Origin of the sequence: Streptomyces sp. SCSIO 75703 (assembly GCF_036607905.1) — a bacterium.
Taxonomy (GTDB): Bacteria; Actinomycetota; Actinomycetes; order Streptomycetales; family Streptomycetaceae; genus Streptomyces.
In genome coordinates this window covers 298,660-322,285 of record NZ_CP144555.1, presented here as the reverse complement: position 1 = coordinate 322,285, position 23,626 = coordinate 298,660, and the positions used below count along the sequence as shown (strand labels likewise).

21 protein-coding genes are annotated in these 23,626 nt (G+C 72.0%); 13 read left to right on the top strand and 8 right to left on the bottom strand.

Annotated features, from left to right (window positions below; genetic code table 11):
- Nucleotides 1-196: 196 nt before the first annotated feature.
- Nucleotides 197-568 carry a beta/gamma crystallin domain-containing protein gene (locus VM636_RS01515; protein WP_030418920.1) on the bottom strand — a complete coding sequence of 124 codons (372 nt, stop codon included), beginning with the start codon at nt 566-568 and terminating at the stop codon, nt 197-199.
- Between the two features lie 290 nt (nt 569-858).
- Complete coding sequence (locus VM636_RS01510) at nt 859-1,680, bottom strand: MerR family transcriptional regulator (protein ID WP_053912792.1); 822 nt, start codon at nt 1,678-1,680, stop codon at nt 859-861.
- A gap of 194 nt (nt 1,681-1,874) precedes the next feature.
- Between VM636_RS01510 and VM636_RS01505 the strand changes: the two genes are divergently transcribed.
- From VM636_RS01505 to VM636_RS01450, 12 genes are all read left to right on the top strand, one after another.
- Nucleotides 1,875-2,744 carry an AraC family transcriptional regulator gene (locus VM636_RS01505; protein WP_030418922.1) on the top strand — a complete coding sequence of 290 codons (870 nt, stop codon included), beginning with the start codon at nt 1,875-1,877 and terminating at the stop codon, nt 2,742-2,744.
- 282 nt (nt 2,745-3,026) lie between these two features.
- Nucleotides 3,027-3,932, top strand: a complete 906-nt coding sequence (locus tag VM636_RS01500) for a LysR family transcriptional regulator (RefSeq protein ID WP_030418923.1) — start codon at nt 3,027-3,029, stop codon at nt 3,930-3,932.
- A 417-nt stretch (nt 3,933-4,349) separates the two neighbouring features.
- Nucleotides 4,350-5,915, top strand: coding sequence for a 4-hydroxyphenylacetate 3-hydroxylase N-terminal domain-containing protein (locus VM636_RS01495; protein ID WP_030418924.1), 1,566 nt, complete (start codon nt 4,350-4,352; stop codon nt 5,913-5,915).
- A 96-nt stretch (nt 5,916-6,011) separates the two neighbouring features.
- Entirely contained in the window at nt 6,012-6,947 is a 936-nt protein-coding gene (locus VM636_RS01490; RefSeq protein WP_030418925.1) for a VOC family protein, read from the top strand.
- Nucleotides 6,944-7,696 (top strand): dimethylmenaquinone methyltransferase, encoded by a 753-nt coding sequence (locus VM636_RS01485; protein ID WP_051821217.1) that lies wholly within the window; start codon nt 6,944-6,946, stop codon nt 7,694-7,696. Before VM636_RS01490 ends, VM636_RS01485 begins: the two co-directional genes overlap by 4 nt.
- Before the next feature lie 4 nt (nt 7,697-7,700).
- A complete protein-coding gene (locus tag VM636_RS01480) occupies nt 7,701-8,123 on the top strand; it encodes a cupin domain-containing protein (protein ID WP_053912791.1) in 423 nt (140 codons plus the stop codon).
- Nucleotides 8,124-8,180: 57 nt separating this feature from the next.
- Nucleotides 8,181-9,728: an aldehyde dehydrogenase family protein gene (locus VM636_RS01475; protein ID WP_053912790.1), complete on the top strand. Its 1,548-nt coding sequence runs from the start codon at nt 8,181-8,183 to the stop codon at nt 9,726-9,728.
- A 13-nt stretch (nt 9,729-9,741) separates the two neighbouring features.
- Nucleotides 9,742-10,143 (top strand): RidA family protein, encoded by a 402-nt coding sequence (locus VM636_RS01470; RefSeq protein WP_030418929.1) that lies wholly within the window; start codon nt 9,742-9,744, stop codon nt 10,141-10,143.
- A 76-nt stretch (nt 10,144-10,219) separates the two neighbouring features.
- Nucleotides 10,220-11,683: a hypothetical protein gene (locus VM636_RS01465; protein ID WP_030418930.1), complete on the top strand. Its 1,464-nt coding sequence runs from the start codon at nt 10,220-10,222 to the stop codon at nt 11,681-11,683.
- A gap of 86 nt (nt 11,684-11,769) precedes the next feature.
- On the top strand, nt 11,770-12,354 hold the full coding sequence (locus VM636_RS01460) for a flavin reductase family protein (RefSeq protein WP_030418931.1): 585 nt from the start codon (nt 11,770-11,772) through the stop codon (nt 12,352-12,354).
- Nucleotides 12,351-13,544 (top strand): acyl-CoA dehydrogenase family protein, encoded by a 1,194-nt coding sequence (locus VM636_RS01455; RefSeq protein ID WP_053912789.1) that lies wholly within the window; start codon nt 12,351-12,353, stop codon nt 13,542-13,544. Before VM636_RS01460 ends, VM636_RS01455 begins: the two co-directional genes overlap by 4 nt.
- A 77-nt stretch (nt 13,545-13,621) precedes the next feature.
- Nucleotides 13,622-14,443 carry a fumarylacetoacetate hydrolase family protein gene (locus VM636_RS01450; RefSeq protein WP_053912788.1) on the top strand — a complete coding sequence of 274 codons (822 nt, stop codon included), beginning with the start codon at nt 13,622-13,624 and terminating at the stop codon, nt 14,441-14,443.
- An 86-nt stretch (nt 14,444-14,529) separates the two neighbouring features.
- Here VM636_RS01450 and VM636_RS01445 read toward each other — a convergent pair whose 3' ends face one another.
- From VM636_RS01445 to VM636_RS01435, 3 genes are all read right to left on the bottom strand, one after another.
- Nucleotides 14,530-15,696, bottom strand: coding sequence for an MBL fold metallo-hydrolase (locus VM636_RS01445; RefSeq protein ID WP_030418934.1), 1,167 nt, complete (start codon nt 15,694-15,696; stop codon nt 14,530-14,532).
- 525 nt (nt 15,697-16,221) lie between these two features.
- A complete protein-coding gene (locus tag VM636_RS01440; protein ID WP_338482978.1) occupies nt 16,222-17,874 on the bottom strand; it encodes an amidohydrolase in 1,653 nt (550 codons plus the stop codon).
- An 85-nt stretch (nt 17,875-17,959) separates the two neighbouring features.
- Nucleotides 17,960-19,291: an MFS transporter gene (locus VM636_RS01435; RefSeq protein WP_030418936.1), complete on the bottom strand. Its 1,332-nt coding sequence runs from the start codon at nt 19,289-19,291 to the stop codon at nt 17,960-17,962.
- A gap of 167 nt (nt 19,292-19,458) precedes the next feature.
- Between VM636_RS01435 and VM636_RS01430 the strand changes: the two genes are divergently transcribed.
- Nucleotides 19,459-20,358, top strand: a complete 900-nt coding sequence (locus VM636_RS01430) for a LysR family transcriptional regulator (protein WP_078855756.1) — start codon at nt 19,459-19,461, stop codon at nt 20,356-20,358.
- Nucleotides 20,359-20,376: 18 nt separating this feature from the next.
- On the opposite strand, the gene VM636_RS01425 is transcribed toward VM636_RS01430, so the two are convergent.
- From VM636_RS01425 to VM636_RS01415, 3 genes are all read right to left on the bottom strand, one after another.
- Entirely contained in the window at nt 20,377-21,783 is a 1,407-nt protein-coding gene (locus tag VM636_RS01425; RefSeq protein ID WP_030418938.1) for an oxygenase MpaB family protein, read from the bottom strand.
- A 104-nt stretch (nt 21,784-21,887) separates the two neighbouring features.
- Complete coding sequence (gene uppS, locus VM636_RS01420) at nt 21,888-22,583, bottom strand: polyprenyl diphosphate synthase (RefSeq protein ID WP_053912931.1); 696 nt, start codon at nt 22,581-22,583, stop codon at nt 21,888-21,890.
- A gap of 300 nt (nt 22,584-22,883) precedes the next feature.
- A complete protein-coding gene (locus tag VM636_RS01415) occupies nt 22,884-23,447 on the bottom strand; it encodes a hypothetical protein (RefSeq protein ID WP_234312522.1) in 564 nt (187 codons plus the stop codon).
- Nucleotides 23,448-23,626 lie beyond the last annotated feature (179 nt).

The following is a 23,626-nucleotide window of genomic DNA, read 5'->3' as shown; positions in this document are numbered from 1 at the left end:
CTACGCTGCTCTGTGACCACCCCGTGACGTTCCCCTCGGGCCGCGGTTGACCGAGGACCAGGCACGCGGGCCGCGCCGCGCGCGCGTGCCCGCGGGGAGCGCCGGACGCGGGGCGGACCACCCGGGAAGCGCCGCGCGCGCCGCGAAAGAAGAACGGGGGCACCCCGCGGGGTGCCCCCGTTGACAGTCTCCGGCCTCAGTGAATGCGGATCGACATGACCCGGTGCACGTGACCGGGATTCCACGCGGTCCACTTCTGGAGGGTGACGGTATCGATTCTGGAGTTGCCCGCGTCCTTCTGGTATTCGAGGGTCACCACGTTGTTTCCGGATTCAACCCAGTTGACTCCGTAGATGGCGACCGGCATGAAACCGGCGTTGGCGAAGCACAGGAGGTCACGGCCGTTGTTGTTGTGGATCGTGAGGAAGGCGCGCTCGGTACAGGAGGTGCGGTGGATCAGGGCGCCGGCCTCCGAGGCGGCTGCGGTCCCGACGGGTACGGCCGTGGCGACCAGTGCCGCCAGGGCGGCGGCGGCGACGCCGACGGAGTGACGTACGGGCAGCTTCATTTCTTCCCTTTCCCTGTTGATCAGGAGCCTTCACCCTGGCACGCGCGGTGTCCCGCCGGGAGCGTATTTCTCGGCCAAAGATGAATGCGAGGGCGTCTTATTCGTCCTGCGGTGGTCTTCTTGCCAATCGGTCCGATGGAATGGCGAATTCCCTGTGGAACCTTTATCGGTCATCGTCGTGGCGTTCAATGGAATTTTCCAGTACGTGTCCGGGAGTTGTGCTAATGGCCGCTCGGTCGTGGTCGGCGGGCGTTTCACCGTGACCGGTGTCGTCGGCCGTCTGACGCCCCTCAGGCGCGGACGACCGGGACCTGGAGTTCCGTGACCCACTCGTCCCGGTCCGGCGGGCACCCGAGGCTGATCTCCCGAGGGTGGCCGGTCGAGCGGTGGCCGTTCGCGTCGATCCAGTGGGCCAGGGCCTGGACGGTGGGCAGCACGGCCTCCATCGGGCCGTGGTGCACGATGGTCGCCGCCCGCTCCAGGGGCGGCAGATCGAGCACCCGGAACGGCCCCTCCCGCAAGGGGGCCGCGACCTGGACGGCGGCGTGGACGACGATGCGTCCGTCGCCCTCCGGGGCGTCCTCGTAGGAGGCGACCCCGGGGCCGGCGGGCGTGACTCCCGCCGCCTCGAGGAGCCGGAACAGCTCGTCGTAGAGCGGTCCGGCCACCAGGCCGACCGCCTCGGGCGCGAAGCTCGCGGCGGTGGCCGTCAGCTCCGCCACCCGCAGGGCGGGGACGCTCTTGAGGACGACGTCGTTCGTGGGCATGTGCCCCTCGCTCTCGATCGCTCGGAGCCTCGCCTCGACCCCCGCCAGCCGCAGGGCCGCCGTCTCCATGGCGGTCTCCAGCTCGGCCCGCCGCAGCCGCAGCATGCCGCGCAGTTCCCCGGGCGTGACGCGCTCCTCGATGATGTCCCGCACCTGCCGGAGGGTGAAGCCGAGGTCCTTGAGCGCGATGACGCGGTGCAGCCGGGAGAGCTGCGCGGCCGTGTAGCGGCGGTAGCCGGTGACGGGGTCGACGTGGGCGGGGCGCAGCAGTCCGGTCGCGTCGTAGTGCCGCAGCATCCGGACCGACACGCGCCCGTGCCGGGCGAAGTCTCCGATGGTGAACATGGTGTCTCCGACTTCAGCGCCTGACACGGTGTGAGGGTCAAGGAAACCACCCCGCCGGCCGGCGGCCGTCCCCCGCGACACGAGACGTCAGGGGACACGCGAGGTCGCGGCGCGGCGGGGCCGATCGGACCGGACCGGGGGAATCGGGTGCGGACGGAGCGCCCCCTGAGAGGGTCGAGGCGGAAGGAGGCCCCGTGATCGCGGCACTGAACCGGCTCGTCGGCCTCGTCGAGGACCACCTCGCCGGGGAACTGGACGTCCACGAAGCGGCCAGGTCGCTCGGCACGACCGAGTACCACCTGCGCCGGATGTTCTCCTCGCTGGCGGGCATGCCGCTCTCGGAGTACGTGCGCCGGCGGCGCATGACCGTCGCCGCCGCCGAGGTCGTCCGGGGCGGGGAGCCGCTGCTGGACATCGCGGTCCGGCACGGATACGGCTCGACCGAGGCGTTCGGACGCGCGTTCCGCGCCGTCCACGGCGCCGCCCCCGGTGACGTGCGCCGCGACGGAGGCCCCCTGCGCACACAACCCCGGCTCAGGTTCCGCCTGACCGTCGAAGGGAGCACCCCCATGCACACCCGCGTCGTCGACCGCCCCGCCTTCCGCCTGATCGGACACGCGGCCCGCGTCCCGCTGGTCCACGAGGGCGTCAACCCCCACATCCGGCGGCACGTCACCGGCCTGCCGCCGGGCGAGCACGACCGGCTGAAGGCCCTCGGCGACACCGACCCGGCGGGGCTGCTCCAGGTCACCGACGGACTCGCGCCGGACGCCCCGGAGGGCAGCGAACTGACCTACCTGCACGGGGTCGCGGTCACCGGGCGGACGCCGGTCCCCGACGACCTCGACGCCCTCGCGGTGGAGGCCGGCCGGTGGGCCGTCTTCCGCAGCTCCGGACCCCACCCGCGGGCCCTCCAGGAGACCTGGGCGGCGACGGCGTCCGAGTGGTTCCCCTCCAACCCGTGGCGCCTGCGCCCCGGTCCGTCGATCGTCGCCGTCCTCGAACGCGCCGCGGACTTCACCACCGCCACCTGCGAACTGTGGCTGCCCGTCGAACCGGCGTGACGGCCCCGCCCCGGCGACCCCCGCGGCGTGCCGGGGAGCGCCGGGGCGCCCGCTGACCCCTGCCGGCCCCCGCGGTGAACAGGGACTTGACGCGGCACGGTCGCAGGGAACGCCTTCACCCGGAGCGAGGGGGCCGCTCGGTGAGCCGGGCGGGACGGCCGTGAACCGGCCGCTGGGTGCCGGCGGTGTTCTCGCCGTCCGTCATCAGCACGATCCAGGCCCTCCTTCCCCCTGCTCAGTACATGCATTGACATGCCTGAGAAGTCATGACATTCAGAAGGTATGGATTTTCGCCAGCTCGAGTACTTCGGAGCCGTCGTCGCCGCCGGTTCCGTTTCGCAGGCCGCCAAGAACCTGCACATGACCCAGCCGCCGCTGAGCCACGCCATCACCAAGCTGGAGCGGGAGGTGGGGGTGAGCCTGCTGGAGCGGACCGCCAAGGGCGTCCGTCCCACGCAGGCCGGGCTGCACCTCCTCTCCAAGGCGGAGCGCCTGATAGCCGACCGCAAGCGGGTCGTGGAGACGCTGCGGCTCATGGGCGGGGGCGCGATCGGCGACCTCTACATCGGCGTCGAGCCCATGGTGATCAACGAGATCATCGCCGACGTGCTGGCCGAGTTCCTCGACCAGGCGCCCAGGGCCCGGGTCAGCCTGGTGGACGTGACCCCGGACGTCATCGTGCAGCGCGTGCTCTCCGGGGAACTGGACATGGGCTGCATTCCTTTCGGCGCCACACAATTCGCGGGATTCGTCGAGGCCACCTGCGACTGGTACCCGATTATCGACATCGACCTCAAGCTCGCCGTGCCACGTTACCGTGCCGCCGAATCCCATCCGGACGGAAAGGGGTGGGGCCGGTGGATTCTCCCCTCCCGCATTCCGGCGTTCTCCGGCATGCCGGAGGTCGCGGAGAAGGCCCTTTCCGGCGACGAGACCTTCGACGTCCTCGAAGTGTCCACCCCGCAGACCGCCGTCGCCTTCGTCGCCGCCGGACTGGGCGTCGCGCCCGTCACCCGGCGCCTGGCCGGCCGCAGCGACTCCGTCGCCCTGCTGGACCCCCCGGAATGGCTGCGCCCCATGCAGGCCACGCTGTTGTGGAAGCGCGGGGGAGAGGTCACCCCGCTCATGGACCGCTGGCTCCAGGCGACCCGGACCGTCGCCGACCACCGCCGGGCCCTCGCCCACTGACGGCGGCCATACCGGGAACTATGCACCCCTCTCCTGCCGCACATATGGAAAGGCGATGCGACATCGATCTTTCCGCCTCGTAAAGCCCCGCCATTTCCTGTGATGCGCATCACATTCGCTCGTTTCGGCGGGCGGGCCCGATTCCTGCGCAGGCCCCTAAAACCGCTGGTCAGCGGTAGTTCGAGGTTCCCGCCCCCGCCGTGGGGCCGCCGGACGGCACCCCCATCCGGCGGCCCTCGCGGACTTCCGCCCTCTATTGCCCGCGCCCTTCCACCGTGCAAGTCTTCCCGGCAATTCGACGACGCCGGCAGCCCCGGGCCGAAGAGGGAATGTTCCCCCGCCACGGCTGCCCGCGTTCTCACTGTGGCGAAACGATGAACCGAACCGGTTCCGTGAACGACGAGGAAGGGCCGGACAATGACGGCGGAAAGCGCGAACCAGCCGGCACGGAGTCCTGTCGGACGTGACCATCTCCCTTTCACCGGAGAGGAATATCTCGAAAGCCTCGACGACGGCCGGGAGATCTGGATCTACGGGGAGCGGGTGGAGAACGTCGCCGAACACCCGGCGTTCCGCAACTCCGCCCGCATGATCGCCCGCATGTACGACGCCCTGCACGACCCCGCGCGCAAGGACGTCCTCACCGCCCCCACCGAGTGGGGAGGCTTCACCCACCGCTTCTACCAGGCGCCGCAGACCGTCGAGGAGCAGGTGGCCTCCCGGGACGCCATCGCCGAATGGCAGCGCATCACCTGGGGCTGGATGGGCCGCTCGCCCGACTACAAGGGCTGCTTCCTCGGCACCCTCGGCGCCAACGCCGGGTTCTACCGCGGCTTCGAGGACAACGCCCGCGCCTGGTACCGCAAGGCGCAGGAGAAGACCTGGTACATCAACCACGCCATCATGAACCCGCCGGTCGACCGCGGCCTCGGCGCGGACGCGGGCAAGGACGTGTTCATCCGGGTCACCAAGGAGACCGACGCCGGCATCCACGTCACCGGCGCCAAGGTGGTGGCCACCGGGTCCGCCCTCACCCACCACACCTTCGTCGGCCACGTCGGCCAGGTCGCCGTACAGGACCCGGCCTTCTCCCCGGTCTTCATCACGCCCACCAACGCCCCGGGCGTGAAGCTGCTCTGCCGCACCTCCAACGAGTACCGCGCGGCCGTCCTGGGCAGCCCCTTCGACTACCCGCTCTCCAGCAGGCTCGACGAGAACGACGCCATCCTCGTCCTGGACGACGTGTTCGTCCCCTGGGAGAACGTGTTCATCCACAACGACCTGGAGCAGGCCAACAAGTACAACATCCACTCCGGCTACCTGGAGCGCGCGTCCCTGCACGGCTGCACCCGGTTCGCCGTCAAGATGGACTTCCTCGTGGGCATGCTCTCCCGCGCCCTCGACGTCACCGGCGCCGGACAGTTCCACGGCGTGATGTCCCAGCTCGGCGAGGTCATCGCCTGGCGCAACACCTTCTGGGCCCTGTCCGACGCGATGGCCAAGAGCGCCGTGCCGTGGAGGGGCGGCATGATCCAGCCCGACCCGCAGTTCGCCGGCGCCTACCGTGTCATGAACCAGCTCGCCATGCCGAAGATCAAGAACATCATCGAGCAGGTCGTGGCGAGCGGCCTGATCTACCTCAACTCCCACGCCAACGACTTCAAGACCGAAGAGATCCGGGGCTACCTGGACACCTACCTGCGCGGCACCGGCGGCATCGACGCCGAGGAGCGGGTCAAGGTCATGAAGATGCTGTGGGACTCCATCGGCACCGAGTTCGGCGCCCGCCACGAGCTGTACGAGATCAACTACATCGGCAGCAACGACGTGACGCGCCAGACCAACCTGTTCGGCGCCCGCGGCAGCGGCCTGCTCGACTTCTGCCGGGACTTCGCCCAGAGCGCCATGGACGAGTACGACCTGGACGGCTGGACCGTGCCCGACCTGCGCGGCCCCGACGACGTCAGCATCCTCAAGCGCTGACCGTCCGCGGCTCCCCCTCGACGGGGAGCCGCCCCCCTCGCCCGGCGGCGCCCTCCGCGCACGCCGCCGTGCTCTCACCCCAGTCGAGGAGGACCCGTGGCCACGGCGATCGACGCTGCCCACGTCACCTACGAAGCACCGGACCTCACGGTGATGGAGGAGTTCCTCACCGCCTTCGGCATGGTGCGCGCCGAAGGGAGCGACGACCGGACCCTGTACATGCGGGGGACCGGCACCCAGCACCACATCCACGTCACCCGCAAGGCCGCCCGGCAGCGCTTCGCCGGCGCCGCCATCGAGGTCGCCGACCACGCCGACCTGGTCGAACTCGCCGCGCTGCCCGGCTCCTCGCCGGTCCGCGCGTCGACCGAACCGGGCGGTGGCCACGAGGTCGTGATGCACACGCCCGACGGCGTCGAGATCCGGGCGATCCACGGCCGGCGCCGGGTGGAGCCCCTCGCGGACCGCGAACCGTTCGTCATGAACAACCTCCGCGACAAGAACCGGGTCAACACCCCCGTGCGCCAGCCGGTCGCCCCCTGCACCGTCGCCCGCCTGGGCCACTTCGTGCTCCACGTGCGCGACCACGACGCGACCATGGCCTGGCTCACCGAGCGCTTCAACTTCCTCCCCTCGGACTACTTCGTCCCGCCGGGCGAGGAGGGGCCGGTCGTCGGCACCTTCGTCCGCCTCGACCTGGGCGAACGGCTCGTGGACCACCACTTCATGCTCGTCCTGCAGTCCGACTGGGCCGGCGTCCACCACAGCGCCTTCGAGGTCACCGACATGGACGCCGTCATGTCCTCGCACGACTACCTCGTGGGCCGGGGCTACTCCCTCGACGTCGGGGTCGGCCGCCACCTGCTCGGCAGCCAGATCTTCGACTACTGGAAGGACCCCTTCGGCTTCCGCATCGAGCACTACACCGACGGCGACGTCGTCGACCACCGTCACCGCCCCACCAAGTTCAACGGCACCGCCAGTGACACCACCCAGTGGGGGAACCGGCCGCCCCTGGAGTTCTTCCGATGACCGCCACCCCCGCCACCCTCCCCGACGACGCCCTGCCCGAGCGGGTCCGGGAGCGACTGACCCGGGCCGGCTCGGCCACCGTCGCCAACATGCTGCTCCGGCGCGGACTGCGCCACACCGTCATGGCCGGCGTCGGGCCGCTCGCGGCCGGCGCCCCGCCGATGGCCGGGCCCGCCCGCACCCTGCGGTTCATCCCGGCCCGCGAGGACGTCGACACCCTCGCGGGATACGCGAGCAGCGAGAACCTCCACCGGCGCGCGATCGAGGAGTGCCCGCCCGGCGCGGTCCTCGTGATCGACGCCTTCGGCTCCACGGCCGCCGCCTCCATGGGCGACCTGATGGCTGCCCGGCTGCGCCACCGCGGCGTCGCCGGTGTCGTCACCGACGGCGGCTACCGCGACGCGGAGGCGATCAGGGCGACCGGCCTGCCCTGCTACCACCGCGGCAACGCGCCCACGGCGACGCCCGTCGCCCTGCACCCGGTCGCCCTCGACGAGCCCGTGGGCTGCGGCGGCGTCGCCGTGTACCCCGGTGACGTCCTGCTCGGCGACGGGGACGGCGTCGTCGTCATCCCCCGCGAACTCGCCGCCGAGGTGGCCGAGGAGGCGGCCGACGCCGCCGCGTACGAGGAGTTCGCCGCGCTGGAGATCGGGCGGGGCCGGTCCCTGTTCGGACTGTTCCCCGCCACCCCCGAGAGCCGGCAGGAATACGACCAGTGGGTGGCCCGAGGCCGCCCCGGAAGGAAGTGAACACATGACCGTCGACCCCGCGGCGCTGAAGTCGCTCGAACTCCTGATCCACGCCACCGACCTCAGGGAAGAGGAGTGGATCGACTACCCGGACTACGGGTTCCGCCAGTACTTCCTGCACAAGAACCCCGAGACCGGCGCCAGCATCGCCCTCCTGGAGTACGAGAAGGGCGGCACCATCCCCACCAAGCACACCCACGCCTCGAACCAGTTCATGTACTGCCTCGAAGGCGACTACGAGTACACCGACTCCGGCCTGCGGCTGCGCCCCGGCTCCTTCTACATGAACCCGAAGGACCACCCGCACGGCCCGACCCTGGCCCACGAGCGCAGCGTGCTGATCGAGATCTACGACGGCCCGCACTACTACGAGAAGCCCGAGTACCACACCGACGAGACGATCGGGGACTTCCTTGCGAAGGAGTGAGGCGCCCGTCCGCCCCGCCCGAACCCGCCTCCTGCACCCTGCCGTTGGGGAGTGAAGATGACCCAGACCACCACCAAGCTGTTCGACACCGACGCGGCGCTCGCCGCCTTCGGCCTGCACGAGGTGCACTCCGGCACCTACGCGGACGCCCTCGGCTGGGGCCGCACCGAGGGCCGCCCGGTCATCGAGGCGTACTGCCCCGCCGACGGCGAGCTGGTCGGCCGCGTCGCCGCCTCGAACGCCGACGACTACGAGGCGCTGGTCGCCGCCGCCGTGCGGACGCAGCGCGAGTGGCGGATGGTCCCGCCGCCCCGGCGCGGCGAATTCGTGCGCCGCATCGGCCAGTTGCTCGAGGAGAACCTCGACGCCCTCGCCGCCGTCGTCTGCCTCGACACCGGCAAGTCGACGATGGAGGCCAAGGGCGAACTGCGCGAGGCCGTCGACATGGCGACCCTCGCGGCCGGCCAGGCGCGGATGCTGTACGGCTACACGCAGCAGTCGCAGCGCGCCGAGCACCGCATGTACGACCAGTGGCTGCCGCTGGGCGTGGTCGGGCTGATCAGCGCGTACAACTTCCCGGCCGCCGTGTGGGCGCAGAACGGCTTCCTGTCCGCGATCGCCGGCAACACGGTGATCTGGAAGCCGAGCCCCAAGGTGCCGCTCACCGCGATCGCCGTGCAGAAGCTGGTCAACCGGGCGGCGGCGGAGCTGGGCTGTGAGGGCGTCTTCTCGCTCTTCGTCCCCGAGGACGCCGACGCCGGCCGGCTGGTGGCCGACACCCGGGTCGCCATGATCTCCTTCACCGGCTCCACGACGGTGGGCCGCAAGGTCGCGGAGGTCGTGGGCTCGACGCTCGGCCGCCGCTACCAGCTCGAGTGCTCGGGCAACAACGGCTGCATCGTCGACGAGACCGCCGACCTCGAACTCGCCGCCAAGGCCCTGACGTTCGGCGTGCTGGGCACGACCGGCCAGCGCTGCACGAGCACCCGCCGGGTGATCGCGCACGTCAGCATCGCCGATGAACTGGTCGAGCTGATGAAGAAGTCCTTCGACCAGATCACCATCGGCGACCCGCGGGACCCGGCGACGGTCGTCGGCCCGCTGATCGACCGGCAGGCCGTCGAGGACTACCGCGAGGTGCTCGCCGCCGCCGAACGCGAGGGCGCCACCGTCGTCCACGGCGGGAAGGTGCTCGACCGGCCCGGACAGTACGTCGAGCCGGCCATCGTCACCGGCGTCCGGCCGCACTTCGCCATCGCCCAGTCGGAGACCTTCGTCCCGATCGTCTCCGTCCTCACCTACGAGGACCTGGACGAGGCCATCGAGATCCACAACGGTGTCGCCCAGGGCCTGGCCTCGGGCATGCACAGCACCGACCTGAACCACATCGAGACCTTCCTGTCCGCCCGCGGCAGCGACTGCGGCATCGTGCGCGTGAACATGGGCACGACCGGCGCCGACGTCGGCGCGGCCTTCGGCGGCGAGAAGGAGACCGGGGGCGGGCGCACCGCGGGCTCGGACGCCTGGAAGGGCTTCATGCGCCGCCAGAGCGTGTGCGTGAACTGGGGCGGAACCTCCGCCTGGGACAACCGGATCGACCTCTGAGGACGGCACAGCCATGAAGAAGGAACGTTTCATCTCCGACGCCGTGCGGGAACCGGCCGACCGGATGTGGTCGAACTGCCTGCGCGTCGACGACCTGATCATGATCTCCGGCATGACCGCCCGCGCCCAGGACGGCGAGTCGGTCCTCGGGGACACCGCCTACGAACAGGCCCGGACCGTCTTCGGCAAGATCAGGCACCTGGTGGAGGCGGCGGGCGCCGTCATGGACGACGTCGTCAAGATGACGATCTTCGTCACGGACATGGGTGACAACGCCGACGTGTGGAAGGCCCGCCAGGAGTTCTTCTCCGGCGACTTCCCGGCGTGCTCCCTGGTCGAGGTCTCCGCGCTCGCGAAGCCGGAGATCCTCATCGAGATCGAGGCCATCGCGGTGGCCGGTTGCAGCGCGGACTGACCGCTCCCAGCGACACCAGGCACGTCCTGTTCCGGCAGGCGGCCGTGGGCGCCCCAACTCACATGGGTAGGACCTCGTGACCACACACACCACAAGACCCGCAGCCGGCTCCACCGACTCCGCCCTGTCCGTGGCGGCGGAGGACCACGCCCTGGTCAGCGTGCCGGCGGCCGATCGCAAGAGCGGCTACCAGCTCGCCCTGAGCCCGGTCAGCGTGGCGACCGCGCTCGTCGTCTTCGCCATCGCGGGCTTCACCGTGGTGCTCGCCGGTTTCGCGGTGGGCATGCTCGTCGGCGCCCTCGTCGCGGCACTCGCCGTCCTCCTCGGCAAGTCCCTGGGGCGGATGGCCTTCGAGACGGGCATGTCGAGCACGCTCACCTCCCGCTTCTTCGGATTCGGGCACACGGGCTCGGCGATCGGCTCGGTCATCTTCGCGTTCATGATCCTCGGCTTCCTGGCCATCGAGTCGGCCCTGCTCTACCAGGGCACCCTGCTGATGCTGGACCTGCCGGACACCTGGCCGGTGCGCGTCCTGCTCTACGGCGCCATGACCCTGCTGTGGATCGCGCTGGCCATCTTCGGCCTGAAGCTCGCCCTGCGCGCCTCCGGCGTCCTCACCGTGGTCACGCTCCTGGTCACGGTCTACATGATCGTGCACATCTACGTGATCGAGGGCGCCAGCCCGATGGACGTCTTCACCTACGGCGGCGTCGTCCCCGGCGGCGTCTGGCCCCGCTTCGAGGCCGCGTTCTCGGTGATGGGCGCCACGGCGGGCACCATCGCCCTGGTCACGACGGACTTCGCCCGCTACTGCCGCACCCGCCGCGACGTGACGATCCTCGCCACCGCCGGACCGGTCACCCAGAACCTGGTCATGACCGTCCTGGGATCGCTCGTGGTCATCGGCGGCATGCCGGAGGTCGTGCGCCACCTCATGGCGCACGACCCCGGCCTCGGCCCCGAGGCGGCCAACGCCGCGGGCAGCGACTACGTCATGCAGAACACCGGCGCCTTCTTCGTCATCTTCGCCGGCTGGGCGGGCTTCGTGACCATCTACGCGGCCCAGGCGAAGGCCCAGGCCATCAACGCCTACTCGGGCTCGCTCTCACTGGTCAACCTGGCCGACTCGCTCACCGGGAGGAAGCCCGGCCGCGCAGTGATGGTCGTCGTCGGAAACCTCGTCGCCCTCGGCATGATCGCCGCCGGCATCCTGGAGCAGTTCAGCTCCTACCTCGCCTACCTCGGCGCCATGACGCTGGGCATGTGCGGCGTGATGATCGCCGACTACTACCTGGTCCGCCGCCGGGTCCACGACGGCTCCGCCCAGCGGGTGGAGAAGTGCAACTGGGCCGGCGTCACCACGCTGGTCGTCTCCGCCGCCGCGGGCATCGTCCTCATGGCCACGGACGTCTTCGCCCTCGGCTTCCTCGTCTCCCTCGTGCTGGCCGTCGCCCTCTACCCGGTGCTGCGCCACCTGCTCCCCGAGGGCACCGGCACCACCTTCGTCGCGGGCGAGGAGGCCGCGGCGGAGGCCCACTGACCCCGCGCCGGCGGCCGTCCCCGCGACCGGCCGCCGGCCCCGCCCCGGCCCGCACGGGCCGACCCCACGACGCACAGGAGGTTCGGATGACCGACATCATGTGGGACTCCGACATCTACGAGAGGGCGGCCGACGCGAGGACCCTCGCGCCGAGCGCCGCCGGCCCCCCGCCCGCCGACCCGCGCCTGCTCCGCAACACGCTGAGCAACTTCGCCACCGGCGTGGTCGTGCTCACCTACCGCTCCGGCGACAGCTACTACGGCGTCACGGTGAACTCCTTCACCTCCGTCTCCCTCGACCCGCCGCTGGTGCTCGTCTCGATGCAGCGGACCTCGCGGGCCCTGACGTACCTGCTGGAGCGGCCGTTCGCGGTCAACGTGCTCGGCGACGACCAGCTCGACACCGCCCTCCACTTCGCCGGAAAGCCCCAGGACGGGCACGTCGTCGAGTGGGTCGGCGACGACATCGCCCCCCGGATCAACGGCTCCCTGGCGTACTTCCAGTGCACGCCGTGGGCCGGCTACGACGGCGGCGACCACGTCCTGGTCCTCGGCCGCGTCATGTCGTACGGCCAGCAGGACGACACCAGCCCCCTGCTCTTCTACCGCGGCCGGTGGAGCGCCCTGGCCCCGGAGGCCGAGGCGGCCGAGCCGGGAAGGAGCCGGTCGTGAACCCGCGCACGCACCCGGGCGCGGCCGACGTCGACGCCCTGCTGGCGCGGCTGGCCGCGCTGTGGCCCCTGCTGCGGGAGGAGGCACCGGAGAGCGAACGCCTGCGGCGGCCCACCCCGGCGGTGCAGGACGCGCTGCGTGACAGCGGCGTCTTCCGGCTGATGGTGCCCGCCGAACTGGGCGGCATGGACGCCTCCCCGCTCCAGGTCCTGCGGGTGACGGAGGAACTCTCCCACGCCGACGCCTCGCTGGGCTGGCTGGTGCGGGCGGTGGCGAGCGAGACCGCCACGGCCGCCACCTACCTCGGCGACGAGGCCGTGGCCGAACTCTTCGGCGAGGGCGGGCACCCGCTGGTCGCGGGCCAGTCCACGTCCCACACCGGACACGCCGTGCGCGAGCCCGGCGGCTACCGGGTCACCGGCACCTGGCAGTTCGCCCCCGGCGTCTCCATGGCCACCCACCTCCACCTCGCGGTCACGGTCGAGGGCACCGGCGAACGGCTGGTCTGCCTGGTGCCCCGCGCGGCCCTGCGCATCAGCGACACCTGGGACATGCTCGGGCTGCGCGCCACCGCGAGCCTCGACTACCACGCCGAGGAACTGCGGGTGGCCGACACGCACGTCTTCGCCGTCGGCCCGGACAACGTCCGGCGCGGCTCCGCGATGCACGGCCTCAGCCCCGCCCTGATGGCCGGACTCCAGCAGGCCGCCTGGTCCCAGGGCGTCGGCCGCCGCATGCTCGACGAACTGCGCGACCTGACCCGCCACAAGGACCCGGCCGTGGGCTCGCCCGTCACCAGTGACGAGTTCTTCGCCGAGTACGCCCGCCACTACTCGCACGTGCGCGGCACCCTGGCGCTGCTCCGCGAGACCTGGCAGGACAACGAGGCGGCCCTCGCCGCCGGCCTGCCGCTCACCGACGAGCAGGAGACGATGTCCCGGCTCGCGTGCAGCCTGGCCACCCGGACCGCGCTGGAGATCGGCCAGCTCGTGCACCGCTTCGCCGGGGCCCAGGTCATGCGCGACGGCGCCCTCCAGCGCTTCTTCCGCGACAGCCACGCCGGCAGCCAGCACCGCGGCTCCTCGCACATCGTGACGCAGAAGTGCGGCCGGATGCTCTCGGGCACCCTGCCCACCGGATCGCACTGGGGCTTCTTCGACCTGGTCGTCCCCGAACCGGCAGCCGCCTGACAGACCCCGCCCCCGCGCCGCCGCCGTCCCCGACGACGGCGGCGGCGCGGCACGCGGGGCGAGAGGAAAGGAACCACGTGAGACTGGCAACCGTGCGCACCCCCGAGGGGACCACCCACGCCGCCCGACTCGACGGCGAGGAGTACACGCTCCTCCCCGGCCACGCCGACCTCGGCGCCCTGCTGGCGCACGAGGACTGGCGGCGGATCGCGCGGGACGCCGAGGGCCCCCGCCACCACCGGTCCGGCGTCGAGGAGCGGACCCTCGTGCCGCGCCCCTCGAAGGTGCTGTGCGCCGGCCTCAACTACACGGGCCACATCCGCGAGATGGGCCGTGAACTCCCCGCCCACCCGACCCTGTTCGCCAAGTTCGCGGACACCCTGACCGGCCCCCGCGACGCCGTGGAGGCCGTGGCGGAGGACCCGGAGATGGACTGGGAGGGAGAGCTGGCACTCGTCGTCGGCCGCACCGCCCACCGGGTGAGCGAGGAGGAGGCCGGCGCCCACATCGCCGGCTACACCGTCGCCAACGACATCTCGATGCGCGGCTGGCAGTACCGGACCACCGAGTGGCTCCAGGGCAAGATCTGGGCCCGCTCCACCCCGGTCGGCCCGGTCATGGTCACGCCGGACGGGTTCGACGCGGACACGGCGGTGCTGCGCACCACGCTCAACGGCGAGGTCGTGCAGGAACACGCCGTCGCGGACCTGCTGTTCAGCCCCGCCTACCTGCTGGCGTACGTGTCCACCATGGTGCCGCTGCACCCCGGGGACCTGATCCTCACCGGTACCCCCGGCGGCGTCGGCAGGGCCCGCACCCCGCAGCGGTACCTGCGTCCCGGGGACCTGGTCGAGGTGAGCGTGGACGGCATCGGCACCGTGTCCACGCCGATCGTCTGACCCGCCCGGGGGCACCGCAGGACGCCGTCCGCCCGGCACGACCCGTGAGGCCGTGCCGGGCGGACGCGTCGTTCCCGGGGCGCCGGTCAGGCCAGCCTGATCCGCTGGAGGTCCTCGCCGACCACGACCTCGCCGCCGTACCCGCGCTGCGCCCACTTCTTCCACTGCCGCGCGTCGATCGGGTTGCGGGCGACCTCGGAGATGTGCGACAGCACCAGCATGCCGACACCGGCCCGCCGGGCGATCGGGCCGACCTTCTGCACCTCGACGTGGGACTGCAGGAGGTGGTCCACGAAGACCGCGGGCGCGTCCAGCCCCTCGACGCTGATCGCCTCGTGGACCAGCACGTCCGACCCCTTGGCGAGCCGGATCAGGTTGTCGCTGTACGTGGTGTCGCCGGAGAAGGTGACCGACCCGTGGTCGGTGTCGAAGCGGAAGGCGAAGGCCGGGAAGACCGGGCCGTGCGGCACCAGTACGGCGCTCACCCTGACCCGGTCGTCCTCCATCACGAGGAACGGCTTCATCGGCGGCGCCGTGTTCGCGAAGCCCGCGCCGACCTCCGGGACGGCGATCTCGTGGACGTCGGCGAGGTCGCGGACGTCCTGGATGCCCATGTCCCGCAGGAAGACGTTGGTGCTGTAGGCGTACGCGGCGTGGCAGTCCTCGGTGAGCTGCCGGATGCCAGGCGTCGGGTTCCCCGGGCTGACCGTCGGCGCGTCGCCGCCGCCGAACTTCGGCGGCAGCCCGCCGGCCGGCCCCGGGCCGTGGACCGGCACCGGGCGCGTGATGTTGTCCTTCTCCTGGTTGGGGACGCTGCCGCCCAGCAGGAAGAAGTTGTAGTAGTCGGCGACGTGGTCGGCGTGCAGGTGGGTGATGAAGATGCCGCTCAGCGAGGACATCGTCAGGCCCGCGCGCACGTACTGGGTGGCGGCGGCCCGCCCGCAGTCGACCACGTAGGTGGCCCCGTCGACGACGAGCGCGGTGGAGATGCCGGTCCGCAGCGGGTCCACGGGCGGGCCCGCCTTGGTGCCCAGCAGTACCAGGTCGAGCTTGCCCCAGCGGTTCTTGCCGGGCTTCCCGGTGCCGGGTGCCGCCGCGGCGGCCGGGGCCGCGACGCCGGAGAGACCGGCGGCCACCGAAGTGGCGCCGAGGGCGGTCAGCACGGACCGGCGGCCGAGCCCGCCGCCGGTCCCGGAGGACGCTTCGCCGGTGTCGGCCGCAGGCGTGGCATCGCACAGGTTGCACATGGTCATCCGCCTTGAGGAGAAGTGAGGGTGAAGGGTGGTGACGCCGTTTTCGGAACGAACCCGCCGGGGACCGCCGGGAGAATGCGGGGATCGCCCACGGTGCCGTCGGCGTCGAATCGCGGCGAAGACTGGCACGGCAATTCCGGCCGGAGCAAGAGGCACGGGAAAGGCGGATGAACCGCCGGTTCACCCAGGATGAAGAACCGGCTGCGAGGCCCGCGGACCCGGTGCGCGCCCCTGAACTGGCGATTTAGCACAGGAGTTGAGGGACGGGGAAAGACGGACCCGTTCTTGGTGTGACGCAGGTCACGGCCCTGGCGAGTCGTTCCGGAACCGCTGGTCGGGGAAGTGACGGCCTTTCCCATACACGTTCCCGGGGAAGGGGACATAGAAATCGATATGGCACCGGGCCTTTTCCTCCGGGGCGGAATGCGGAGAAAAAGCGGGCCCGAGAACGCCGGGGGGGCCCGGCTTCGCGCACGGACCTCCACCACGGCTTCCCGGTCGCCGGCCCGGCGGCCGGCGGGCCGGTCAGAGCGTCCGCACCGCACCACCGTCGAACTCGACGGCACCGCCCACCACCGTGGCGCCCACGGTGACGTCCCGGATGCGGGAGGGGTCGACGGCGAACAGGTCGTCGGAGAGCACCACGAGGTCCGCGAGCATGCCCCGGGCCAGCACGCCCTTGTCGCCCTCCTCGCCGACCGCGTACGCCGACCCGTAGGTGTAGGCGCGCACCGCCTCCGCCACGGTCAGCCGCTCGTCGGCGTTGAAGACCTCACCGCCCGCGGTGACCCGGTTGACCATGTCGTGGATGTTCACCAGCGGGTTCCCGTCGGCGACGGGAGCGTCGGAGGAACCGGGCAGCACCGCGCCGGCCTCCAGCAGCGACTTCATCCGGTAGCACAGGCGGGCCCGCTCCGGACCGAGCGCCCGCAGCATGCCGTCCCCCAGCTCCGAGACGAACGCGCCCTGCGGCACCGGCACCACACCGAGCCGCACCAGGCGGGCCACCTGCTCGTCGCTCGCCACGCCGAAGTGCTCGATGCGGTGCCGTGCGCCGGCCCGGGGCGTCCGGAGCTGGGCCGCCTCGAAGGCGTCCAGCGCGGCGTCCACCGCCGAGTCCCCGATGGCGTGCGCCGCCACGGACCAGCCGGCCCGGTGCGCGTCGACCACGAAGTCGCGCACCTCCTCCGCGGTGAACTGCATGAAGCCCTTGTTGGACGGCTCGCCGTGGTAACACGTGTGCATCGCCGCCGACTTGCCGATCAGCGATCCGTCCGTGACGATCTTCACCGGCCCCAGCCGCATCCGCTCGTCGCCGAAGCCGGTCCGGATGCCCAGGTCGAGGCCGAACCACTCGCGCGGGTCCCGGAACCCCTCCAGGTAGTGCAGCTTGGTGATGTACGGCATCAGCGTGGTCCGCAGCCGCATCAGCCCCCGCTCCCGGGCGAGCTGGTAGGTGTGGACGTCCGAGGGGGAGGCACCGATCATCTCGTGGGCCCCGAGACCCGGCTCGGTGACGCTGGTCAGCCCCTCCGACAGGGCCTTGTCCGAGGCCAGCCGCACATGGCCGAGGACCTCCTCCGTCGGCAGCGGCCGGATCACCGAGTAGACGAGCCGCATGGCCCGCTCCTGGAGCAGCCCCTCCGCGGTCCCGTCCGCCAGCCGCGCCACGTGGCCGCCGTCCACGTCGGGCACGCCCCGGCCGTCCGCGTACCCGACCCGGCGGAACGCCTCGGTGCTGGCCACGCCCATGTGCCCGGAGACGTGCTCCAGCCACACCGGCCGGCCCCCCGCGGCCTCGTCCAGCAGACGGGCGACCGGGTGGCCGCCCGTCTTGTTCTGGTCGTAGCCCGAACCGAAGACCCACTCGTCCGGACCGAGACCGGCGGCCCGGTCGGCCACCGCCCGGTACAGCTCGTCGAGGTCGCCCACGGCCGAGGCGCGCAGGTCGAGCCAGGCCAGGCGGCGGCCCAGCAGGTGGGTGTGGAAGTGCGCGTCGTGGAAGCCGGGCAGCACCGGGGCGCCGCCCAGGTCGTGGGTGACGGCGGCGCTCACCCCGTCCAGCTCCTCGTCGAGCCCGACGACACGCCCGTTCAGCACCCCGAGCCGGGAGGCGGTGGGACGGGCCGGGTCCATGGTCCGGATACGGCTGTTGACGAACATCGCGTCGATCTGCATGTGGACGTGCGCTCCTGAGGGAAGGGGAGGGACGGGAAGAACGGCGAGGACGGGACGGCAGGGGGAGGGGCCCGGCCGGGCGGGCTCAGACGGCCTCGGGGACCCGCGTGCCGGAGTCGGCGGCGCCGGAGTCGGCGGCGCGCCGCGCGGCCAGCCGGGCGAGGCCGAGGACACAGGCCAGGGTGACGACCAGCATCACGCCGTAGAAGACCCCGATGCCCGCCACGCCGGTGTTGATCAGCACGGTCTGGGCGATCAGCGGGGTCGCGCCGCCGATCAGGGAGGAGCAGAGCTGGTAGGCGAGGGAGACGCCGGTGTAGCGGACGTTCGCGGGGAAGACCGAGGCCAGGAAGCTGGAGAGCATCGCGTAGTACAGGACCGTGCCGAGCGTCGGCAGGATCAGGCCCACCGTGATCAGCACCGGGTTGGCCGTGGAGATCAGCAGGAACATCGGCACCACGATCACCACGGAGAGCGTCAGACCGCCCGCCATGACGCGGACCGCGCCGAAGCGTTGCGAGAGCCGGGCCGCGAGCGGCTGCAACAGGAACTGGAGCACCGCGATGACCAGCAGGATGTTGAGCATCGTCTGCCGCCCGACACCGAGGTCGGTGGTGGTCCAGGACAGCACGAAGGTGTTGTTGAAGTAGGCGGCGGCGATGCCCATGATGGACGCGCCCATGCCGAGGGCGACCACGCCCGGCGCGGTGCGCAGCACCTCCATGAGGGGCATCTTGACGACGTCGTCGCGCTCCTTGGCCCGCTCGAAGTCCGCGGACTCCTCGACCTTCAGCCGGATCACCAGGCCGACCACGACCAGGAGCGCGGAGAGCAGGAACGGCACCCGCCAGCCCCAGGTGAGGAACGCCCGGTCGGGCAACGTGCCGACCAGCAGGAACATCAGCGTGGCCAGGATGGAGCCGGCCGGCGAGCCCTGCTGGACCCACATGCCGGCCGAGCCCTTGCGCTTCTCGGAGGCGTTCTCGGTCGCCATCAGCACGGCGCCGCCCCACTCGCCGCCCACCGCCAGGCCCTGCACGGCGCGCAGCAGCACCAGCAGGGTCGGCGCGGCGACGCCGATCTGCCCGTAGGTGGGCAGCAGGCCGATGCAGAAGGTCGCCACGCCCATCATCACCAACGTGATGACCAGCGTGTTCTTCCGGCCCACCCGGTCGCCCATGTGGCCGAAGACGATGCCGCCGAGGGGGCGTGCGAGGAACCCGACCCACATCGTGGCGAAGGAGGCGAGGACCCCGGCGCCGGGCGCGATGTCGGGGTAGAAGACCTTGCCGAAGACGAGGGCGGCGGCGGTGCCGAAGATGTAGAAGTCGTACCACTCGATGGCGGTGCCGACGAACGCGGCGGTCGTGGCTCTGCGGGACGACCGGGCGGAGGCCGACGGGGGAGTGCGGGACATGGGCGATTCCTCGGAGAACGAACCTCACCACTGTGGTGCTTCGCCGCCCACGGGACGAGCGCGGCGAAACGAGGTTGGGTGTATTCACTCCGCTCCGATATGCCCGGTCAAATAGCAGGAGTGCATGCTGGCTATGCCTGAACCGTATTTCCGCAGACAGCAGGGTGATGATGAAGCAGACGGTGCTCCGATACTTTTTGCACGTGGCCGTGCTCGGCAGCGTGTCGAAGGCCGCCGAACGGCTCGCGGTGACCCAGCCGACCGTCTCCCGGCAACTGGCCTCGCTGGAGAAGGAACTGGGCGCCCGGCTCTTCACGCGCACCTCGACCGGCCTGGAGCTGACCCCTGCCGGCCGGAGCTTCCTCCCCGCCGCCCGCGACATCCTCACCCGCATGGAACGGGGCGCCGAACTGGTGCGGGCGGTGGACGTGGGCCGGCACTTCGGCATCACCGCCGTGGCGCCGACGACGACCATGCACTACGTCCTGTGCCCCTTCCTGGCCGAGACCGGGGCGCCCCTCGTCGACGTCCGCGACACCGTCCCCGAACTGGTCTACGGGCAGGTGTCCGACGGGACCGCCGATATCGCCGTCAACTCCCGGCCGGCCCCCGTCGAACTCACCGAACGCCGGCTCGCCGAGGTGCCGCTCAACGTGCAGGGCCCGCCCGGCGGGCCCTGGTCCGGCCGGGCGGAGATGGACCTGCGGGAACTGCGCGGCCGGCGCGTGGTGGTGCCCGGCCGGGGCAGCGCGGTGCGCGCGGTCTTCGACGCCGCGGTCCGCCGGTCCGGGCTCGACGTCACCGTCCGCGAGGTGACCAGCGCCCCCGTCGCCCAGGCCGCGGCCCGCGCCGGACAGGGGCCCGCCGTCATCATCGAACCGGTGCGCTTCGGCCTGGACGGGGCCCGCCTCACCCTCGGCGGGAAACGCCTGACCATCAGCCTCTACGCGGCCTGGGACCCGGCGCACTACGCGGCCGGCGAACTCGCGGCCTTCGCCGAACGCCTCGCGGAGTGGAGCGCCGGCACGGTCTCCGAACCCCTGGCCTGGCCCACCGGAGCCCACTGACCGTGGCGGCCGGCCGGCTCACGCCTGCGCGAGCAGGCCGTCGTAGGCGCCGGAGCGGCGGCGGCCGGTCATGAAGGCGACGAAGTCCGCGACGAACGCGCTGCGGGAACAGCTCTGCCCGGCCTCCGCCATCTCGCGCCGGAAACCGGTGCGGAACAGCGTCCGGTACTCCTGCTCGTCGATGGTCCCGTCGCCGTCCCGGTCGGTGACGTCGAACAGCACCTCGGCCACCCGGATCAGCGCGGGCCCGGCGAGGGACGGCACCCCGGCGGCGTACTCCGCGGCGCTCACCCGGCCGTCGCCGTCGGTGTCCAGCGCCCGCTGGAGTTCCCGCCACCAGAGCGCGAACGCGTCGTAGAGCCGGGTCTCCTCCGGTTCGTCCAGGTCGAGGCGGCCGGCGACCTCGCGGGCCATCGCCGCCAGATCGGGCCAGTCCAGGAAGCCGTCGCCGGTCTGGTCGAGCACCGTACGGAAGAACTCCGCGGCACCCCTCCCCACCCCGTCCGGCTCGGCCTCCTCCGGCTCCGGCGGCAGTGGGGCGAGCAGCCGCAGCAGGGCACCGGCCCGTTTGAGCCCGTCGCGCACGGCGGTGACCGTCCGGGCGGGCGGGTCGTCCTCCCCGGGGGAGAGCAGCAGCCCGGCGAGGCCGTCCGTACTGCTCCAGCCCTCCGGCAGGTACCGGGCCAGACCGACGGCGAGGTACGCGCTCTGGGCGAGCGTCTGCCCACCGGGCACGTCCGGCAGCCCGGCCCGGCGGCGCAGGGACTCCGGCAGCGAGGCGATGGTGATCGCGCCGATCACCGGACCGGCCAGCGACCGGCCCACCGCCCACAGGGGCGCCAGCTCCTCCAGGACCGGGGGAGCGGGCAGGTCGTCGAAGAGCCGGTAGAGGATGACGCGCACCGCCTCGGTGCCCTCCAGGTCCTCCTCCACCACTCGGTCGAAGTACGGCCAGAACTCCTCCAGCGTCGCCGGGAGGTCGTCGTCCGCGCCGCCGAGCACCGCCAGGTAGGCGCGGAACTCGGCGTACAGCCCGCGCAGGGTGGACTGGTCGAGGGGCTGCCCGCCGAGCCGGCACATGGTGACGGTGCTCTCGAACAGGGTCGCCACCACCCAGGCACGGGCCGCCGGGTCCATCGCGTCGTACGGGCGGCCCTCGGCGTCGGTGCCCCGGATGCGGGCGTGGAGCCGGTTCAGGCGGGTCGCCTCCCGCTGCCGTACCGCCTCGTCGGCGCCGAACATCCGCCGCAGGCTGAGGAAGGTGTTGCGCAGCCGCCGCCAGGGGTGCGTCACGAACGTGGAGTTGCCGGCCAGCGCGGCGCCGACCTGGGGGTGCGCCGCCTCCAGGACCGTCGCCCGGATCATGGCCAGCGCCCAGCGCGGGTCGTCGAAGAACGGGTGGAAGTGCGAACCCGGTCCGAACAGCGGCCGCCCGTGGTCCTCGGGCGCCGACGGGCCGGAAGAGCGGTCGTCCGCCGGGGCCGAGGGGCCGGGGACGCGGGGGCCGGGATGCGGGTCGCGGCTGTCGGTCACGTTGCTCCGTTCGCGTGCGGTGCGACCCCGCCGAAACGGCGGTCGCGCTGCCGGTAGGTGTGCAGGCACTCCACGAAGTGCGCCGCCCGGAAGTCGGGCCAGAGCACCGGCGGGAAGACGAGTTCGGCGTACGCGACCTGCCAGAGCATGAAGTTGGAGATGCGCTGTTCGCCGGAGGTGCGGATGACGAGGTCCACGTCGGGAGTGTCCGGGAAGGGGAGGTGCGCGGCGAAGGTCCGTTCGTCGACCGCCTCGGGTGGCACGCCGGCCCGCAGCAGGGACCGGGCCGCCTCGACGATGTCCCGGCGTCCGCCGTGGTCGAACGCCACGGTCAGCGTCATGCCCCGGTTCGCGCCCGTCAGCGTGGTCAGGTCGGCGAAGTCCCGGGCCAGCGGTGCCGGGACGCGCGAGTCCGTCACGCCGAGGAAGCGGCAGCGGACGCCGCGGGCGTGCAGCAGCGGCGCGTGTTTGCGCACCACCCGGCGGACCAGCAGCATCAGGGAGGCGACCTCCTCGCGCGGGCGGCGCCAGTTCTCGGTGGAGAACGCGAACAGGCTCAGCCACTCGACCCCGGACCGGCGGGCCGCCTCGATCACCTCGATCACGGTGGCCTCGGCCGCGCTGTGGCCGGAGCTGCGCGGCAGGGAACGCCGGGTCGCCCAGCGGCCGTTGCCGTCTATCACGCAGGCCACGTGGCGCGGTACGCCGCGCCGCGTCGCGTCGTCGGCGGCGCGGTGCGGGCCGGGCCCGTGGCCCGCCGCGTCGTCCGCGGCGCCTGCGGTCTCCTCCGTGCTCAGAAGGGCCCCCTTCTCCGTTGCTCGGTCCCCGGGCAGCAGAGTGCCGGGACGGCCGCGCCGGCCGGGCGGAACTCCGGCCGGGTTCACCCCTTCGGGGAGAGCGGGAGCGTGTACGGGGAGCGGGGGCGTGCGGGCGGCGCGGAGCCGAGGGCCCCGCGCCGCCCGGGAACGGCTCGCGCCGTGCGGCCCGCGGGGTCAGCAGCCGCCGCAGTTGTAGTAGGTGACGTCCCAGTGGTTGCCCTCGTCGGCGTAGACGTTGCCGGAGGCGGACCGCCACTGCTGGGCGCCGTCACCGCGCACACCGATGTAACTGAAGCTGTTCTTCACGTAGTTGTTGAGGCAGGTGGACTTGCTGAAGTCCAGCTTGTAGCCGTTCCAGTGCGAGTAGGTGCCCGAGGCGTGCCCGGTCTCCGTCCCGCCGGTGATGTTCAGCGCGCACCCGCTGGCCCGCTTGAGGGTCTGCGCCCCCTGCGCGGTGGCGAGGTTGAGCTGCTCGAAGGACGTGCACGTCGAGATGTTGCGGTTGGAGCAGTTGCCCGAGGACGACCAGGTGACGCCCGCGTCGCGGAACATGGACGTCGCGGTGGCGTGGCTGATCTTGGTGGCCGCGGCGGCGTCGCCGGCGGTGCCGAGGACGACCGCGCCCGGAGCGGCCACCAGGGCCAGCGCCGTGACGAGCGAGCGGATGCGCGCGCCCCGGGAGCGCCGTGAACCGCGCGCCGCCGTACGGGGGGAGAGCGGGGCCGTGGAAGACGTCATGGGAACCTCCATGCGTACGTCATGCTGCCTGTGGGGTGGTTGAGCATGAGGTGCGAGACGATGGTGCCCGAGGTCTACGCGCGTACGCCAGAGTGCCGCACCCCCTATTTCGCCGTCCGCCGGCTGCCGCCCCCCGCCCGCGAGCCCGCCCGCCGCACCCGCCGCCGCCCGCGGGGCCC

What these genes read in the sequence shown, in the direction of transcription:
- VM636_RS01515 (WP_030418920.1), bottom strand. Translation starts at nt 568, where the DNA reads ATGAAGCTGCCCGTACGTCACTCCGTCGGCGTCGCCGCCGCCGCCCTG.
- VM636_RS01510 (WP_053912792.1), bottom strand. Translation starts at nt 1,680, where the DNA reads ATGTTCACCATCGGAGACTTCGCCCGGCACGGGCGCGTGTCGGTCCGG.
- VM636_RS01500 (WP_030418923.1), top strand. Translation starts at nt 3,027, where the DNA reads ATGGATTTTCGCCAGCTCGAGTACTTCGGAGCCGTCGTCGCCGCCGGT.
- VM636_RS01495 (WP_030418924.1), top strand. Translation starts at nt 4,350, where the DNA reads ATGACGGCGGAAAGCGCGAACCAGCCGGCACGGAGTCCTGTCGGACGT.
- VM636_RS01485 (WP_051821217.1), top strand. Translation starts at nt 6,944, where the DNA reads ATGACCGCCACCCCCGCCACCCTCCCCGACGACGCCCTGCCCGAGCGG.
- VM636_RS01480 (WP_053912791.1), top strand. Translation starts at nt 7,701, where the DNA reads ATGACCGTCGACCCCGCGGCGCTGAAGTCGCTCGAACTCCTGATCCAC.
- VM636_RS01475 (WP_053912790.1), top strand. Translation starts at nt 8,181, where the DNA reads ATGACCCAGACCACCACCAAGCTGTTCGACACCGACGCGGCGCTCGCC.
- VM636_RS01470 (WP_030418929.1), top strand. Translation starts at nt 9,742, where the DNA reads ATGAAGAAGGAACGTTTCATCTCCGACGCCGTGCGGGAACCGGCCGAC.
- VM636_RS01460 (WP_030418931.1), top strand. Translation starts at nt 11,770, where the DNA reads ATGACCGACATCATGTGGGACTCCGACATCTACGAGAGGGCGGCCGAC.
- VM636_RS01445 (WP_030418934.1), bottom strand. Translation starts at nt 15,696, where the DNA reads ATGACCATGTGCAACCTGTGCGATGCCACGCCTGCGGCCGACACCGGC.
- VM636_RS01440 (WP_338482978.1), bottom strand. Translation starts at nt 17,874, where the DNA reads ATGCAGATCGACGCGATGTTCGTCAACAGCCGTATCCGGACCATGGAC.
- VM636_RS01435 (WP_030418936.1), bottom strand. Translation starts at nt 19,291, where the DNA reads ATGTCCCGCACTCCCCCGTCGGCCTCCGCCCGGTCGTCCCGCAGAGCC.
- VM636_RS01430 (WP_078855756.1), top strand. Translation starts at nt 19,459, where the DNA reads ATGATGAAGCAGACGGTGCTCCGATACTTTTTGCACGTGGCCGTGCTC.
- VM636_RS01415 (WP_234312522.1), bottom strand. Translation starts at nt 23,447, where the DNA reads ATGACGTCTTCCACGGCCCCGCTCTCCCCCCGTACGGCGGCGCGCGGT.